The organism is Pseudomonas sp. FYR_7 (assembly GCF_043106155.1).
GTDB classification, from domain to species: domain Bacteria; phylum Pseudomonadota; class Gammaproteobacteria; order Pseudomonadales; family Pseudomonadaceae; genus Aquipseudomonas; species Aquipseudomonas parafulva_B.
Genome location: NZ_JBICMI010000011.1, coordinates 32,758 through 49,899, shown reverse-complemented (window position 1 = coordinate 49,899; position 17,142 = coordinate 32,758). Strand labels below are relative to the sequence as shown.

12 protein-coding genes are annotated in these 17,142 nt (G+C 62.7%); 7 read left to right on the top strand and 5 right to left on the bottom strand.

Annotation, left to right across the window (positions count from 1 at the left end):
* Nucleotides 1-68: 68 nt before the first annotated feature.
* The 5 genes from ACF8R3_RS01635 to ACF8R3_RS01615 are packed head-to-tail and all read left to right on the top strand — an operon-like array spanning nt 69 to nt 4,104.
* Entirely contained in the window at nt 69-1,034 is a 966-nt protein-coding gene (locus tag ACF8R3_RS01635) for a sulfonate ABC transporter substrate-binding protein (RefSeq protein WP_392514717.1), read from the top strand.
* A 57-nt stretch (nt 1,035-1,091) separates the two neighbouring features.
* A complete protein-coding gene (gene ssuD, locus ACF8R3_RS01630) occupies nt 1,092-2,240 on the top strand; it encodes an FMNH2-dependent alkanesulfonate monooxygenase (protein WP_058637072.1) in 1,149 nt (382 codons plus the stop codon).
* A 10-nt stretch (nt 2,241-2,250) separates the two neighbouring features.
* The gene (gene ssuC, locus ACF8R3_RS01625) at nt 2,251-3,048 is read left to right on the top strand and encodes an aliphatic sulfonate ABC transporter permease SsuC (RefSeq protein ID WP_196126456.1); all 798 of its coding nucleotides are present in this window, start codon (nt 2,251-2,253) and stop codon (nt 3,046-3,048) included.
* The gene (gene ssuB, locus ACF8R3_RS01620; RefSeq protein WP_058637074.1) at nt 3,045-3,857 is read left to right on the top strand and encodes an aliphatic sulfonates ABC transporter ATP-binding protein; all 813 of its coding nucleotides are present in this window, start codon (nt 3,045-3,047) and stop codon (nt 3,855-3,857) included. Before ssuC ends, ssuB begins: the two co-directional genes overlap by 4 nt.
* 31 nt (nt 3,858-3,888) lie before the next feature.
* A complete protein-coding gene (locus ACF8R3_RS01615) occupies nt 3,889-4,104 on the top strand; it encodes a molybdopterin-binding protein (protein WP_003255829.1) in 216 nt (71 codons plus the stop codon).
* A 48-nt stretch (nt 4,105-4,152) separates the two neighbouring features.
* On the opposite strand, the gene ACF8R3_RS01610 is transcribed toward ACF8R3_RS01615, so the two are convergent.
* The 5 genes from ACF8R3_RS01610 to ACF8R3_RS01590 form a co-directional block, all read right to left on the bottom strand.
* Nucleotides 4,153-9,636, bottom strand: coding sequence for a hypothetical protein (locus tag ACF8R3_RS01610; RefSeq protein WP_392514714.1), 5,484 nt, complete (start codon nt 9,634-9,636; stop codon nt 4,153-4,155).
* 79 nt (nt 9,637-9,715) lie between these two features.
* Nucleotides 9,716-10,351, bottom strand: a complete 636-nt coding sequence (locus ACF8R3_RS01605; RefSeq protein WP_078477823.1) for a TetR/AcrR family transcriptional regulator — start codon at nt 10,349-10,351, stop codon at nt 9,716-9,718.
* Nucleotides 10,351-11,943, bottom strand: a complete 1,593-nt coding sequence (gene gshA, locus ACF8R3_RS01600; protein WP_058637077.1) for a glutamate--cysteine ligase — start codon at nt 11,941-11,943, stop codon at nt 10,351-10,353. The genes ACF8R3_RS01605 and gshA overlap by 1 nt, the downstream gene beginning before the upstream one ends.
* Nucleotides 11,944-12,082: 139 nt before the next feature.
* Complete coding sequence (locus ACF8R3_RS01595; RefSeq protein ID WP_058637078.1) at nt 12,083-12,466, bottom strand: PaaI family thioesterase; 384 nt, start codon at nt 12,464-12,466, stop codon at nt 12,083-12,085.
* Nucleotides 12,466-14,790, bottom strand: coding sequence for a Tex family protein (locus ACF8R3_RS01590; protein WP_058637079.1), 2,325 nt, complete (start codon nt 14,788-14,790; stop codon nt 12,466-12,468). Before ACF8R3_RS01590 ends, ACF8R3_RS01595 begins: the two co-directional genes overlap by 1 nt.
* A gap of 216 nt (nt 14,791-15,006) precedes the next feature.
* Here ACF8R3_RS01590 and ompR point away from each other — a divergent pair, with 216 nt between their 5' ends.
* A complete protein-coding gene (ompR, locus tag ACF8R3_RS01585) occupies nt 15,007-15,747 on the top strand; it encodes a two-component system response regulator OmpR (protein ID WP_058637080.1) in 741 nt (246 codons plus the stop codon).
* Nucleotides 15,748-15,760: 13 nt separating this feature from the next.
* Nucleotides 15,761-17,074, top strand: coding sequence for an ATP-binding protein (locus ACF8R3_RS01580; protein WP_058604725.1), 1,314 nt, complete (start codon nt 15,761-15,763; stop codon nt 17,072-17,074).
* The last annotated feature ends 68 nt before the right edge of the window (nt 17,075-17,142 follow it).

Genomic DNA, 17,142 nt, shown 5'->3' with positions numbered 1-17,142 from the left:
TATCACCTTACTCGCCCGTCAACGAGGCAAGCAGGTGCAACCCGAACCCCATCGCACAGGAGAGCGCCATGCGCACAATCTTCTTGCGTCGTGGTCTGGTCGCCCTGTTTGCGGCGGCTGTGTCCCTCGGCGCCATTACCCAGGCACAGGCTGAAACCCTGCGCATCGGTTATCAGAAATACGGCACCCTGGTGCTGCTCAAGGCCAAGGGCACGTTGGAAAAGCGTCTGGCCGAGCAAGGCGTGCAGGTGCAGTGGACCGAGTTTCCCGGTGGTCCCCAGCTGCTTGAAGGGCTGAACGTCGGGTCTGTCGATTTCGGTGTGACCGGCGAAACGCCTCCGGTATTCGCACAGGCCGCCGGGGCCGACTTGCTGTACGTGGCCTACGAGCCACCCGTGCCCCACAGTGAGGCCATCCTGGTGCCCAAGGACTCGCCGATCCAGTCGGTGCAGGCACTCAAGGGCAAGAAGGTCGCCCTCAACAAAGGCTCCAACGTCCATTACCTGCTTGTGCGGGCGCTCGAAGATGCAGGCCTGAAGTACACCGATATTCAACCGGTCTACCTGCCCCCGGCCGATGCGCGCGCAGCGTTCGAGCGTGGCAGTGTCGATGCCTGGGTCATCTGGGACCCGTACCAGGCCGCCGCCGAGCAGCAGCTGCAAGCCCGCACCCTGCGTGACGGCCAGGGCCTGGTCGACAACCATCAGTTCTACCTGGCCACGCGCAGTTATGCGAATCAGCACCCGGCCGTCATCAATACCGTCATCGATCAGGTACGTGCGGTCGGTGAGTGGTCGCAGGCCAACCCGCAGGAAGTCACCGACCAGGTCGCCCCGCTGCTCGGGCTCGCGCCGGACATCACCCTGACGTCCGTCAAGCGCCAAGGCTACGGCGCAGCGCCCTTGACGTCGGACGTCGTGGCGGCCCAGCAGAAAATCGCAGACACCTTTCAGACGCTCAAGCTGATACCCAAGCCGCTGCGCATCAAGGACGTGATCTGGACACCCCCGGCCAAGGTTGCCAGTGCGCCTTGATTGATCTGTCCGTGCCGGGCGTTCCCCGGCTCAGCTACCCCTTAGGGGACAACTCCAATGAGCCTCAACATCTTCTGGTTCCTCCCCACGCACGGTGATGGCAAGTACCTGGGCACCGCGCAAGGCGCCCGGGCGGTGGACCATGGTTACCTGCAGCAGATTGCCCAGGCGGCCGACCGCCTGGGGTTCGGCGGCGTGCTGATACCCACCGGGCGTTCCTGCGAGGATTCCTGGCTGGTGGCCGCGTCCCTGATCCCTGTTACCGAACGCCTGAAGTTCCTGGTGGCCCTGCGCCCTGGAATCATCTCGCCGACGGTCGCCGCGCGGCAGGCCGCCACGCTCGATCGCCTGTCCAATGGCCGGGCGCTGTTCAACCTGGTAACCGGTGGCGATCCGGACGAGCTGGCCGGTGACGGCCTGCACCTCAATCATCAGGAGCGCTACGAAGCGTCTGTCGAATTCACCCGCATCTGGCGCAAGGTGCTTGAAGGCGAAGAAGTCGATTACGACGGTAAACACATCCAGGTCAAAGGCGCCAAGCTGCTGTACCCACCCATCCAGCAGCCTCGTCCACCGTTGTATTTCGGTGGCTCCTCCGAAGCCGCCCAAGACTTGGCTGCAGAGCAGGTCGAGCTGTACCTGACCTGGGGCGAGCCGCCCAGCGCGGTGGCTGAAAAGATCGCCCAGGTGCGTGATAAGGCAGCTGCCCAGGGCCGCGAAGTGCGGTTTGGCATTCGCCTTCATGTGATCGTGCGTGAGACCAATGCGCAAGCATGGGAAGCGGCTGAAAAACTCATATCCCATTTGGACGACGACACCATCGCTCGCGCCCAGGCGTCGCTCGCCCGTTTCGACTCGGTAGGGCAGCAGCGCATGGCCGCGCTGCACAATGGCCGCCGCGACAAGCTTGAAGTCAGCCCTAACCTGTGGGCGGGGGTAGGTCTGGTTCGCGGAGGTGCAGGCACTGCGCTGGTGGGCGATGGCCCGACCGTCGCCGCGCGGGTCAAGGAATATGCCGCCCTGGGCATCGACACCTTCATCTTCTCTGGCTACCCGCACCTTGAAGAGTCATACCGGGTGGCCGAACTGTTGTTCCCGCACCTGGACGTACAACGGCCTCAGCCTGCGACCAGCGGCGGCTACGTGAGCCCGTTCGGCGAGATGGTTGCCAACGACATCCTGCCCAAGTCCGTGGCCCAGCGATGAGGGGCATTGTATGAGTCGGAAAACCTCGAATACCGTGATAGAGCGCTTGGCGCCCTGGGCGCTGCCGGTACTGCTGCTAGCCGCGTGGCAACTGGCGGTCAGCGCGGGCTGGCTGTCGACCCGCATTCTGCCAGCGCCCAGCGCCGTGCTGACAGCCGGCGTCGACCTGGTACGCAGCGGAGAAATCTGGACGCACCTGGCCATCAGCGGCTGGCGTGCCGGGCTGGGCTTTCTGATCGGTGGCAGCATCGGCCTGGTGCTGGGTTTCATCACGGGGCTGTCCAACTGGGGCGAGCGCCTGCTCGACAGTTCGGTGCAGATGATCCGTAACGTGCCGCACCTGGCACTGATTCCGCTGGTGATCCTGTGGTTCGGTATTGATGAGTCGGCGAAGATCTTTCTGGTCGCGCTGGGCACGCTGTTCCCTATCTACCTGAACACCTACCACGGCATCCGCAACGTCGACCCAGCACTGGTCGAAATGGCCCGTAGCTACGGCTTGTCTGGTTTCAGCCTGTTCCGTCAGGTGATTCTGCCGGGTGCGCTGCCTTCGATTCTGGTGGGTGTGCGCTTTGCCCTGGGCTTCATGTGGCTGACCCTGATCGTTGCCGAAACCATCTCGGCCAATGCCGGCATCGGTTACCTGGCCATGAACGCCCGTGAGTTCCTGCAAACCGATGTGGTGGTGCTGGCCATCGTCCTCTACGCCGTGCTGGGCAAGCTTGCAGACCTGGCCGCCCGCGGCCTTGAACGTATATGGCTGCGCTGGCACCCGGCCTATCAGGTGGCAAGGAAGGAGGCCGTATGACCATTCTGAACGACTCGCCACAACGCCTGCTGCGCGGTATCCCGCTGGCTTCCAGCAGCCTGCGCAAGGCGTTTGGCCCGCGCGAAGTATTGAAGGGCCTCGACCTGAACATCCCGGCTGGCCAGTTCGTCGCCATCGTAGGGCGCAGCGGCTGCGGCAAAAGCACGCTGCTGCGCTTGCTGGCCGGGCTCGACCAGCCCACTGCCGGGCAGCTGCTGGCCGGTGCGGCGCCGCTGGAAGAGGCTCGAGAAGAAACCCGCTTGATGTTCCAAGACGCCCGCCTGTTACCGTGGAAAAGGGTCATCGATAACATTGGCCTGGGTCTCAAAGGAGACTGGCAGCCCCGTGCCTTGCAGGCACTGGAAGCGGTAGGCCTGGCCGATCGCGCCCATGAATGGCCTGCAGCGTTGTCCGGTGGGCAGAAGCAGCGCGTGGCCCTGGCCCGTGCGCTTATCCACCAGCCGCGCCTGCTGTTGCTTGATGAGCCGCTCGGCGCGCTGGATGCCCTGACCCGCATCGAAATGCAGCAACTGATCGAGCGCCTGTGGCGCCAGCATGGCTTCACCGTGTTGCTGGTGACGCATGATGTGAGCGAGGCGGTCGCCGTGGCCGACCGGGTGATTCTGATCGAAGAAGGCGAGGTGGGCCTGGACCTTGCCGTCGACCTGCCTCGGCCCCGTGCACGTGGCTCCCATCGCCTGGCCGCGCTGGAAAGCGAGGTCCTGCAACGTGTTCTGTCGGCGCCGGGCACAGCCCCCGAACCTGACCCTGTAGCCCCTTTGCCCACGCAACTGCGCTGGGCGCTCTGAACCCACTGAAGCCCTTAGAAGGAATTACCCCATGACCATCAAAGCCATCAACGTTCGTAACCAGTTCAAAGGCACTGTGAAAGAAATTCTGGAAGGCCCGGTATTGTCGGAAATCGACGTGCAGACTGCTTCCGGTATCGTCACCTCGGTGATCACTACCCGCTCGGTGCGTGAACTGGAGCTGCAGGTTGGCAGCGAAGTGATCGCCTTCGTTAAATCCACCGAAGTGTCCATCGCCAAGCTGTAAGGCAAGTGGCACCCGGGCTGTCAGGCAGCCCGGGTGATGGAGCATTTGTCAGTCAGCCGGGCGCAGGCTGCCGAACAGTTTGTTGGCCTGAGCCTCGGTCATGGCCGCGCGCCACGCCCCTTCCCCCAGGTCCCGTTCGCTGGCCAGTTTCAGGTGGCCTGCTTCAAGTCGAGTGAAGCCGCTTGAGGGTTTGTGCCGGAAGTGGAAGTGCGCATACCACAGCGGCTGCCCGCTGGCCCGATCCACTATGCGGTATTCCTCAAGATACTCCACTGGGTTGCCTTTGCGGTCCCGTTTCGGGTTCAGCGTGCGCGACCAGCCAAGCTCTACCTCCTGCTGCTCCACCAGGTATTCCAGGTAAGCCACCGTCGGCTTACTGCTTGCTTTGCTCTGGGCTATGCGCAGTTGCCGGCCCAGGGCATGCATCTCTGCTGCAGCGGTGTCCAGTTGCTGGATCAGCGCCAGGTGGCTGGCGTTTAACGAAGTACCCGCCTTGCGCCGGATGCTCTCGCCCAGAAAACGCAGCTGCTGGGCGTGGCCTTCGGCGATGTCTTCCAGGTCTACCGGGAGAGTTTGTGGTTTCCGATACTGGTGCAGCTTGGCCCGTTGCTGATCGATGGCGGCCAGACGGGCACTGGCGGTTTCAAGCAGCGAGGAGAGGGGGGGCGTCGGCATCTGGGGCTCGTTTGCTACCTGTTGCCATTTGCCGTTTTCGCTTTTGGCGTAAACGGTGTGCGGCTGTTCGGAATTGGGCTGGTTGATACGCATGCGCGCCTGGCCGCGCTCGACGAACTCGTTACCGATCAACGGCCCCTCCACCGTCTCGAACAAGCGTGGGCGGCTCGCGCCCCGCGGGGGGTGGTCGGTAGAAGGGCGGGCTGAGCTGGCCTTGGCGAGGTTGGCATCGATTTCGTCGATCAACTCCCGCATGAGTTGACGAAACGACAAGGTTTCTGCTGGTGCCAGCAAGTCCGTGAAGTTGTCTTCCCATGCCGTCAGGTGGTTCAGGTAGCGCACATAGCGGCTTCTGGCGTGGCTGAGGAACGTGCGTTCCTGGGCCCGGCTGAGGCGCGCTTGCGGCAGCTGAACCTGGCTGTACAGCGTGCTGCGCAGAGCAACCCCCTGTTCATGGAAGTGGGTCATGAAGGCCCCCATATGCGGGTGTTCTACCGCGCTTGCCTCGAAAAGGGTGACCGACAGAATCGACGCCCTGACCACGCGGATGTTGCTCAGGTCCAGCACCAGGCCGGTCTGCTGGGCACGGGCCATGTATGTGCTCAGGGTATTGCCTTGCAAGGCCCTGCGCCGTACCTGATGGCTGGTTGCCAGGCGCTCGGCCTCCATCAGCGTCAGCACCATCTCTCTATTTGCCGCCAACGTATTCTGGGTCAGGCGCTTGGCCACCGACGTGGGTACGGTAGATTCAGCTAATGCCTGAACGGCGCTGTACGCCAGCTTGATCTGGTCGGTGGCGAAGGTAAAGCGTGCTGAAACCAGGTGCATGTCCAGCACCGCCATTTCAACAATGTTTTCCTCGCACAGGGTCTTGAAGCGTACGTAATCTGCCCGAGCCAGCGTGGCACGTTGCTCCCGCAGGCGCGCCACGGCCTGCTCATTGAACGCGATGTTGCCCTGAACTTCTTCAGCCAGTTGCGTGCGTGCATTGATGTAGGCAGCTCTTTGCCCGTCAGTGGGCTGCGTACCTTCGGCCACAGCCTCCACTGCCGCGCGGTAGGCCGCCTGCTTCTGCGCCAAACGGGACCGGCAGCGTACGAGTTCGTCGTTGATGTCGTGTGCCAATTCCAGCCCTGTAAGGCGCCTGGGCTGGGCGCGCATTGCTCTGCGCCAATAGGCAACACCGTGATTGAGCAGTGTGGTGAGTGCACCGCCGCCTCCGCGCAGGGCGCTGTCCACCAGCAGGCCACTGAGGCGGCCAGGCGTTTCCCAAACACCGTGCTCGCTGAGGCGTACAGGTTGACGATAGCTGCGCATACCGTGGGGTTTCAGCCTCCAGGTCAGGTAAGCGGCGTCCCATTCAACCGCGTACCAGGCGGCATTGCGCGTGATGTATGTTTGCCGCGTTGCCGTATGCTCGAACACGCCAGCGCCCTGGGGAAGGCTGGAGCGCTTCATCGGGCCGATGGGCAGGTCCGTTTCATAGCCGCCGAAGGCACTGTGGGACGGTTGGGGTGTTCCGCTCACCTGCCGCAGGGGTTGCAGGCGCTGGCGTTGCTGGGCCAATAGCCGCGCTGTGATAGCAGGCTTGCCAATAGCTGCACCCGTTGGGGCCATGGTCAGTACAGCATCGCTGAGCGACTGCAATAGGCTGACGAGGTGCATCAGGCCTTCTTCCAGGTTGCGTTGTTCGAAAGCAGTGACCGCAGCAGTAGCCGCCTGCCAGCCATCGAAAAGTGCAAGGCCGGTACCCACGCCTGGCAATACCCCCAGTACCATTCGCAGCCCCATGAAGAAGTAATGGTCAAATACCTGTGGCGCAGCGAGGGCCACATCGGCCTGGCTGCGAGAGGTGTTACGATGGGTGCGAATGAGCGCCCCCATGCCTTGACGAGCTTCATAGGTAGGCAAGGATTCGGGACGCGCAATGCCTATGCCGATAAACCCGTGAAATCCTGACTTCAGTGCGGCGTCGATGTATCGCTCATGCTCATCCGGATCACCGCTCAAGGTTTGCTCAGCCAGGTAGCGGGCCATGGCTTTGTCCAAGGCCATGCTTTGCAGCGCTTGGCATGCCGCATCGCTGTCTGAGTACTGGCTGACGACCTTGCCATTGGGCGCATCCGGCATATAGAGCAACACAGGGCTTGTCTGGCCCTGCACCAGCGCGATGCCGGACAGAGCGACGCTGTCGCTCGAACCATCTGCTGCTACTCCTGGCTTCAACTCCAGCGAGTGGTAGGCAAGGGTCCTGGCTGCGCCTGCAGCCACCTGTTCGTTGTAAAACGTTTCAAGCATGCGTTGGCCGCTGGCATCCAGGCTGGCAGGGCGGCTTAGCAGCAGAAGCTTCAAGCGATGTTCGTAAGGCGCACGCAGGGTTTCCTGACGCCAAGCGACCTGCCAGGGCGTTTCGTGCTCCAAGCCCAGGTAGGCTTGAACGATGTGTGTCTCGAAGCGGCCTGCAGCATCCAGTTCGGTGATCAGTGCGGCAATGCGCGCTGGCGTAAGCCGCGCGGCCAGGTAAGGGTTGGCAGGTTCGAACTTGACGGTGGCATTGCCCAGGCGCAAGCGGCGATGTTCATCCAACGCCACCATGATGAATGCTTCAAGGGGCACATCGCTGCGGGCCGTGCTGAATATGGGCACATCCCGCGCTCCGGCACCACCGGCGGCCGATTGGCCCGTGACCACTTTGCTGATGGTGACACTGTCAGCGATGTCAAGGGTGATTTGCCCGGCATCCTGCACACCGAATTCGGTTTGCAAGTAGTCCTTGAGCAGTTGGCGGGCAAATTGGTCGCGCGGCTGCAGACTTGAAGCGAGAAGGCTTGCAGAGGTGTGCAGTGACCCTTGCAGTGTTTCGATCTGGGCAGCCACTGCGGCGATCTGTTGTGCATCGAGATGGCTCAATCGGGGCAGGTTTTGTTGAAAATGGCTGCTGCGGTTTTTCTCGGCGAATCGCGCAAAGGCTGTCAACCTGGCGAGATGTTCACTGATGCACAGCCGCTGACGCGCTTGTTCGCATGACGTGTCGGCTGGCAGAGCCGCAGCGATGGCGTCAACGCAGTGCAACATAAAGTGCCCATCGACGGGCGGATGCTCGAATGCAAAGGTGGGCGTGTTGCTCAGCCTAGCGTGCAGCGGCACGCCATCGCTGGCGTGGGCCGCCTCCAGCAGTGCATCAGGCCATGCACCGTCGAGGGTAGCCAGCAGGCTGCGTTCAAGTGCCGGTTCGTCCGCGAACATCAGCAGCCCGCCACGTTGGCCTGGGCGGTACAGCAACAGGCTTGGGTCATGCGCTTGGCCTGTCTCGGCCGGCAGCTCACGCACTGTTATGTAACCGCTCAATACCCAGCGCTCACCGGCGCTGGTCACTGCCAAGGCGCGAACCTGTACAGGCCTTTGCAGGCTTGGCTCAGGCCTGTCCACAAGGTTTTCCACCCAGCCAAGATGGGTAGCTGTCAACTCGCCCAGCGTGTGTTGCAGCCGTGCTTCGGCCAGCAATGCCTTGCATAGCCCCTCTGCAATCTGTGTGCGCCTGGGGATGTCGCCGGCCGGCTGTTGCAGCATGGCGCTACTCACAGGCTCTGGCAGGGCGAGTAGGTAGGTGTCCAGCGTGCTCTTCAACAGGTCCTGCGCCGCCTGTTGTTCGCGCAACAGTGTCACTTTGGCCGAAGTCGGTGCAGTGTCGCCTTTCAGGTAACCCTCCAGCAGGGCTTCCTGCTGTTCGACACGCTGCTGGCGCCAGGCGATGGGCAGGTGCTGCTCCAGGCAGGCGAAGTGTACCTCCTGCGCAGCCATGGCGGCGTCGTCAGCACATACCTGAGCGATTTGTTCCGTCAGGTTCTCGGGCAGAGCCCCTGCCACGATGGCGTTTCGCTTATTCTCCCATGCCTGCAGGTCTGTCCAGTCCAGTGGGTCAATGGCGTGGGTTTGGCACGCCTGCAGCAGGTGGTGGTCGATGAGGCCCTCTTGCTGCGCCAGCGTTTCTGCCATCAGAGCGCTGAATCCATCGCCGTGTAGCGGCGTGATGAGTACATTGTCGCTGCTGCCCAGGGTGATGGGCCATCGCGGGTCCGACCAAAAGATATGACGGTTCTCGAATACCCAAGTGCGCAGGTGCTGCAGGTCATTGAAAGGCACAGTGCAGGTCGTGAGTCCTGGGATGTACAGCAACCAGCCGGTGGCTTCTGGTTCGGGCTCTACAACTATCGCCGCAACACTATTAAGCGTTGGCGCGCCGGTGGGCTGCCATTGCAGTTGAGCAAAGCTTGGTGTGGCTCGCCTTGCAGTCAGCCAGGCAGTGATTTCCAGCTTTCCCAGTCCGTAAGCAATGTCCAGGCTGCGCTCGAAATGCTCGCGCAGCAGGGTGCTTGCGTGGCTTTGGCGTGATACGGCAGTACCCGGCATGCGGGCAGCCCAGTAACCATTGGTAGCCCGCAGCCTAGCGGTGCTTGCCAGCGGCCCAAGGTAACGTATCCAGTCAGCGGCGTTCAGCTGAGCCTGAGCACTGCCCTGTGCAAAGCCCCACGTTGTCCAGCTGGCAAACGGGCGGGTGAACGCTGGGTTCGTCAGCAGGCGGGCTGCGAATGAAAGCAAGGTGATCTGCCTGGTCTCATCACGCAGCCCGCAATGGGTTGGGTCTATCCGTAACTGAGCCTGCAGCGTATCGAGCAATGTCTGACGCAGGCTGGGCGCCTGACCGAACAGTGCTCTGAGCTGCGTGGTGCAGGCTGTCAAGGCCGGCTGTGCGGCGACCAGCAAATTACCTTTGCCGGCCAGACGTTCGGGTACGGCGGTCAGGGACGAGGCGGAGAACGTCTTGATAAGTTCCGACTGGGCGGGAGTGGTGGGCATGGTGATGTCCTAATGGGTCGGCATGTGGTGCCCCCATTGAAAGCATCGCGATGGTTCAGCCGGTGGTAGATGTATAGGTTCAGCTCGCCTTGCGCGGTGGCAGGAAGGGCGGCAGATAGAGGGACATATAGGCTTCGAACACACGCATGCCTTCTTCGGCCATGCGTGGGGTGATCTGGTCGAACAATTGCATCGACCGGGCATAGACCCGGTCGCTCAGCTCCATGGCCAGGGCGAACACGTGTACATCGTCTGGCAGGCTCGGCAACTGGAAGTGCCGGTCGAACAGGCGGTGCATCAGTTCGCCCAGTTCCATATCGTGTCGGCGGTCGGCCTGCACCACTTCACTGAGCCCATGCTGGGCCAGAATCAGCTGCCTGGCCGCGGCGTCCTGGTGATAGATGTCCAGCATGCGCTGTTCGATCAGCCGGGACAGCTGGTGCCAAGTGGTGAGCGCGCTGCTGTCGATGGGCGCGCTGAGGGCTTCGCGAAATGCCCGGTGAACGTCAGCAGTCAGCGCTTCGAGCAGCGCAGGCACGCTGGCGAAGAAGTGGTAGACCGACGACGGCGGGATTTGCGCGCGCTCGGCCACGCTGTAGATCGACAGGCCAGCCACCCCGCCCTCTGCCAGGAGCTCGCGGGCAGCTGCCAGGATCGCTTCGATCCGGGCCTGGCTGCTGGCGCGTGGCTTGCGCGCTGAGGTGTTGCGGGTCATCAGTTGCTGATTGCCAGGATACTGGCCTGGTAGGCGCCCACGAAGGTGTCGAACTCGCCCACTTCTTCCTGTTCCATCTGGGATTGCTTGGCCAGGGACTCGCGCGCCTGTGTTTCGAAGGCCTGCTGCTGGTCGGGGCTCAGGGGCTGCTCGCGCAGTGTCTGGGCGTGGAGACGACTTTGCCGCAGCGAGAACGCGATGAAACTCTCGTCATGCTCGGTCATGCGCGCCAACACCTGGGCCGATGGGGTCAGCTCAGGGTCGTCGACTTTCGCCTGCTGGGCTTGCAGGGCCTGCACGTGATCATCTCCGCCCTGGGCCTGGTCGAGCAGGTTGGCCAATTGACCGATCTGAGCAATCAACTCGCTGGCCCAGTCTTTGAGAGGTACAGGCTGCCCATCACGCTGCAACTTCAGGCCTGGACGCCGGCCTTCTTTGACCACGCTCAGGAAATTGCTGGTGCACTGGCTGCATTCGTTGTTGTTGAGCTGCGGGCTGTCGTCCAGCGCGCAGAACAGCAGAAACGCATCGAGAAAGCGTGCCTCGGTGAGGTCGATGCCCACCGGCAGGAGCGGGTTGATGTCCAGGCAGCGCACCTCCACGTACTGCACCCCGCGGGAGGTAAGCGCCTGGATTGGGCGCTCGCCTGAGTAGGTCACCCGCTTGGGACGGATGTTGGAGTAGTACTCGTTCTCGATTTGCAGAATGTTGGTGTTCAGCTGTACCCACTCGCCATCGACATGGGTGCCGACCTCCACATAGGGCGGGTACGGCGTGCCTACCGCCTTGCGCAGGCTGTCGGTATAGCTGGCCAGGTTGTTGTAGCAGGGCGTCAGGCCCGCTTGGGCATTGCTCTGGTAGCCCAGGTCGCTCATGCGCAGGCTAGTGGCGTAGGGCAGGTAGAGGGTTTCGCCATCGAGCTCTTCGAGCTGATGGGCGCGACCCCGCAGAAAGCCCTTGTCCAAGGCGGGCGAGGCGCCGAACAGGTACATGAGCAGCCAGCTGTAGCGACGGAAATTGCGGATCAAGGCAATGTAGGCGGCCGATTGGTAATCCCGTTCGTTCTCAGTGCTGCCTTCGGCTTCGCGCAGCAATGGCCACAGGGCCTCGGGCAGCGAGAAGTTGTAATGGATGCCGGCGATGCACTGCATGGTGCGGCCGTAGCGCAGGGCCAGGCCCTTGCGATAGACATGCTTGAGCTTGCCGATGTTGGAGGTGCCGTACTCGGCGATGGGGATATCTTCTTCAGCCGGCAGCGAACACGGCATCGACGGGCTCCACAGGTACTCATCGCTAAGCTTGGTATAGACGAACCTGTGAATCTGCTCGAGGTTTTCCAGCACCGCAGCGGCGTCAGGCAGCGCGGGGGTGATGAATTCAAGCAGTGATTCGGAATAATCGGTGGTGATCTGTTCGTTGGTCAGCGCCGCGCCTAGTGCTTCAGGGTGCGGTGTCTGGGCCAGACGGCCACTGTCTGTCACGCGCAGGCATTCGCGCTCAATGCCGTGCAGACACTGCTTGAGCAAGGGGAGATTGGCGCCGAGCAAGCTCAGGCGGCGGTTGAGGAGTGTGCTCAAGATGTATTCCTTCACGCGTCAGTCGCCCCAATATGGGGGTAGAGAGGACGGTCTACAAGGGTAGGTGGAAGGGAACGGGCGTTGTCGCCTGGTTTACCGCGGCCCCAGCAGTGCGCGCGCACTGCCGAAATTACCGCAGATAGTGCTTTGTGAGCTAGAGAGCGACGAAGGTTCCTTGCGCCTTGGCCACCAGCTTGTCGCCCTGAACTACGTCAGCGTCGACCACCAGCGTGCGCTTCCCTGCGTGCAATACCCGAGCGGTGCATAGCACCTCGCCATCGCTGACGGCGCGCAGGTAGTTGATCTTGCATTCGAGGGTGACGCTCTGCTGCTCGAAGCCGTGGCTGGACGAGCAGGCCAGCCCCATGGCGATGTCCACCAGGCTGAAGATCGCCCCGCCATGAAGCTTCTGGCCCCGGTTGCGCAGGTGCGGCGCCACCGCCAGGCTTACCTCGGCAACGCCCGCTTCCAGGCGTTGCAGGCTGCAGCCCAGCAGTTGGCTGAAGGCGCTTTGTACGTACTCCGGCGCCACGTCCATCACTTCTTCTTCAACTGCTTGGCGTTGGCGAACAGGGCAGCCATGGCGTTGTTGGCCGGCGCTGCAGTGGCGGTCTCGCGCTGACGGGGCGCCGGTTGCTGACGGCCACCCCCCTGGCCACGTCCGCCACCCCGGTTGCCTTCGACCTTTTCGCCCGGCGTGTCGCTCATGCGCATGGACAGGCCAACACGCTTGCGCGGAATGTCCACTTCCATGACCTTGACCTTGACCACATCGCCAGCCTTGACCGCTTCGCGTGGGTCCTTGACGAACTTTTCCGACAGCGCCGAGATGTGCACCAGCCCATCCTGATGCACGCCGATATCCACGAACGCGCCGAAATTGGTGACGTTGGTCACTACGCCTTCCAGGATCATCCCAGGCTCCAGGTCCTTGAGGTCCTCGACCCCGTCCTGGAAGGTGGCCGTCTTGAACTCCGGGCGCGGGTCGCGGCCAGGCTTGTCCAGTTCCTGCAGGATGTCGGTCACCGTGGGCAGGCCAAAGGTTTCGTCGGTGAACTTCTTCGGGTCCAGGCGCTTGAGGAAACTGCTGTCCCCGATCAGCGAGCGGATGTCCCGGTCGGTATTGGCAGCGATGCGCTGCACCAGCGGGTAAGCCTCGGGGTGCACGGCAGAGGCGTCCAGCGGGTTGTCGCCGTTCATCACGCGCAAGAAGCCTGCGGCCTGCTCGAAGGTCTTCTCACCCAGCCGGCTGACCTTCTTCAAGGCCGCACGGGTGGCGAACGGGCCGTTGGCATCACGGTGGGCCACGATGTTCTGTGCCAGGGTCGTGTTCAAGCCCGAAATACGCGTGAGCAGGGCGACCGACGCGGTGTTCACGTCCACGCCGACGGCGTTCACGCAATCCTCGACGACGGCGTCGAGGCCGCGTGCGAGCTTCACTTGCGACACGTCGTGCTGGTACTGGCCCACGCCGATGGACTTGGGATCGATTTTGACCAGCTCGGCCAGTGGATCCTGTAGGCGACGTGCAATTGAGACCGCGCCACGGATCGATACATCCAGGTCGGGGAATTCCCGAGCCGCCAGCTCCGATGCCGAGTACACCGAGGCGCCGGCTTCGGAGACCATGACCTTGGTGATCTTCAGGGCAGGGTACTGCTTGACCAGGTCAGCCACCAGCTTGTCGCTCTCGCGGCTGGCGGTGCCATTGCCGATAGCGATGAGCTCGACCGAATGCTTGGCGCACAGCGCAGCCATCACCGAAAGCGTGCGGTCCCATTCGTTTCTGGGTGCATGGGGATACACAGTGGTGTAGTCGAGCAGCTTGCCAGTGGCATCGACCACGGCGATCTTGCAGCCTGTGCGCAGGCCAGGGTCGAAGCCCAGTGTGGCGCGCGGGCCAGCAGGCGCTGCCAGCAGCAGATCATGCAGGTTGTGGGCGAAGACGTTGATTGCCTCACCCTCGGCATTGTCGCGCAGTTCCCCGAACAGGTCGGTCTCCAGGTGGGTGTAGAGCTTGACCTTCCAGGTCCAGCGCACCACTTCGCCTAGCCATTTATCGGCCACGCGGCCGCGGTTCTCGATGCCGACGTGCTCACCGATCATCAATTCGCACGGGTGCAGGGTACCCGGCAGCTCTTCGCCCACTTTCAGCGAGGCGCTGAGCACGCCTTCGTTGCGCCCGCGGAAGATCGCCAGCGCGCGGTGCGACGGCGCGCTGCGCAGCAGCTCGTCATGGGCGAAGTAGTCGCGGAACTTGGCGCCTTCTTCTTCCTTGCCGGGCACCACGCGCGCGCTGAGCACCGCTTCCTGCTTGAGGAAGCTGCGCAGTTTGTCGAGCAGGGCTGCATCTTCGGCGAAACGCTCCATGAGGATGTATTTGGCTCCCTCCAGCGCAGCCTTGACGTCTGCCACGCCCTTGTCGGCGCTGACAAAGCGCGCCGCTTCGCTTTCCGGGGCCAGGGACGGGTCGGCGAACAGGCTGTCGGCCAGCTCGCCCAAGCCAGCTTCCAGGGCGATCTGGCCCTTGGTGCGGCGCTTTTGCTTGTAGGGCAGGTAGAGGTCTTCGAGGCGCGTCTTGGTGTCGGCCAGCTTGATCTCGCGCGCCAGTTCCGGCGTCAGCTTGCCTTGCTCCTCGATGCTGGCAAGGATGCTGATGCGGCGCTCGTCGAGTTCGCGCAAGTAGCGCAGGCGCTCTTCCAGGTGGCGCAGCTGTGTGTCGTCCAGGCTGCCGGTCACCTCTTTGCGGTAACGGGCGATGAAAGGCACGGTAGAGCCTTCGTCCAACAGGCCCACGGCCGCCTCGACCTGTTGTGGGCGTACGCCCAGTTCCTCGGCGATACGGCTGTTGATGCTGTCCATGTAAACCACCTGACGTTCTTGAATACGGAGTCGCCGGTGGGCCTTTCGCCCGGCGGCGCTGGATGAAAGCGGCGCATTATACCCATCGCAAACGGCTTGCGGTGATGGCCTGGCGCCAGTTGGAAGTGGCGTCCCGGGAAAAATCTGCTAACAATGCTCACGGCACGCGTTGCAGCGGCTACGCCATAATGCGCAGCGATACCAGAGGAGTAATTCATGACCGGCACGCCAACTACCGCTGAAGGTGAAAAAATTCTGATCGTCGACGACGATCCAGGGCTCAGCAGCCTGCTTGAACGTTTCTTCACCAGCAAGGGTTATCGTGCCCGCGCGGTCCCCAACACCGAGCAGATGGACCGCCTGCTCCAGCGTGAAGTGTTCAACCTGGTGGTGCTCGACCTGATGCTGCCGGGCGAAGACGGCTTGTCCGCCTGCAAGCGCCTGCGCCAACAGAACAATCAGATCCCCATCATCATGCTCACGGCCAAAGGTGACGAGCTCAGCCGCATCAAGGGCCTGGAACTGGGCGCCGACGACTACCTCGGCAAGCCGTTCAACCCCGACGAGCTGATGGCCCGGGTCAAGGCCGTGCTGCGCCGCCAGGCACCTTCGGTACCCGGTGCGCCGGGCAGCGAGGACGAGTCGGTCACCTTCGGCGACTACGAGCTGTCCCTGGCCACTCGCGAACTCAAGCGTGGCGACGAGGTGCACATGCTCACCACGGGCGAATTCGCCGTGCTCAAGGCCCTGGTGATGCATGCTCGCGAACCGTTGACCCGCGACAAACTCATGAACCTGGCACGCGGGCGTGAATGGGATGCGCTGGAGCGCTCCATCGACGTACAGATCTCGCGCCTGCGCCGCATGATCGAGCCAGACCCGTCCAAACCGCGCTACATCCAGACGGTATGGGGTGTGGGCTATGTGTTCGTACCGGATGGAAACGCCGGCAAATGACGCTGCTGCCTAGATGAAGACGCCGCTGTGGTTTCCGCAGAGTTTCTTCGCGCGCACCTTGTGGCTGGTGCTGATCGTCGTCCTGTTCTCCAAGGCGTTGACCCTGGTCTACCTGCTGATGAACGAGGACGTTTTGGTCGATCGGCAGTACAGCCACGGCGTGGCATTGACCTTGCGCGCCTATTGGGCGGCCGATGAAGAGAACCGTGACCAGATCGCCGAGGCGGCAGGCCTGATCCGGGTAACCGGTGCTGGCGTACCGGAGGGCGAGCAGCACTGGCCCTACAGCGAAATCTACCAACGGCAGATGCAGGCCGAGCTTGGCGAGGACACCGAGGTACGGCTGCGCATCCATGCACCGCCTGCCTTATGGGTCAACGCGCCCAGCCTGGGCCCGGGCTGGCTGAAAGTGCCGTTGTATCCCCACCCGTTGCGCGGGCAGAAAATCTGGAACGTGCTGGGCTGGTTCCTGGCCATTGGCTTGCTGTCCACTGCCTCAGCCTGGATATTCGTGCGTCAGTTGAACCAGCCGCTCAAACGCCTGGTGTTCGCCGCGCGCCAGCTTGGCCAGGGGCGCAGTGTGCGCCTGCCGGTCAGCGACACGCCCAGCGAAATGACCGAGGTGTACAAAGCCTTCAACCAGATGGCCGAGGATGTCGAGCAAGCCGGGCGCGAGCGCGAGTTGATGCTGGCTGGCGTCTCCCACGACTTGCGCACCCCGCTGACCCGGCTGAGACTTTCACTGTCCTTGCTCGGCAGCGACAGTGAGCTGAGCGACGACATGGTGCGCGATATCGAAGACATGGACGCCATTCTCGACCAGTTCCTGGCGTTCATTCGCGACGGGCGGGACGAGCCCCTCGAAGAAGTCGATCTTGGCGCGTTGGTGCGTGAAGTGGTCGCACCCTACAACCAGCCCGAGGAACGTGTTCGCTTGTGCCTGGAGCCCATACCGCCGTTTCCATTGCGCCGGGTGTCGCTCAAGCGCATGTTGGGCAACCTGATTGGCAATGCCCTGCACCATGCGGGCAAGGGCGTCGAGGTTGCAGCCTATGTCTCGGGGGACGAAAGCGCCCCGTATGTGGTGCTGAGCGTGCTTGACCGAGGGGCAGGAATCGACGAATCCGAGCTCGAGACCATCTTCAACCCGTTCATTCGGGGTGACCGTGCCCGAGGCGGCAAAGGCACCGGGCTGGGCCTGGCCATCGTCAAGCGAATCGCCGCCCAGCATGGCGGCAACGTCGAGCTGCGCAATCGTTCTGGGGGCGGTATCGAAGCGCGGGTACGGTTACCCTTGGGGCTGCTATTGCCGCGCAACGCTGTCTGATCGCAAGTCTGGCACTGGCGTGCTTCCAGGGGCCGATCAGCCACCGAGGAAGCAGGCTGGCCTGGTAG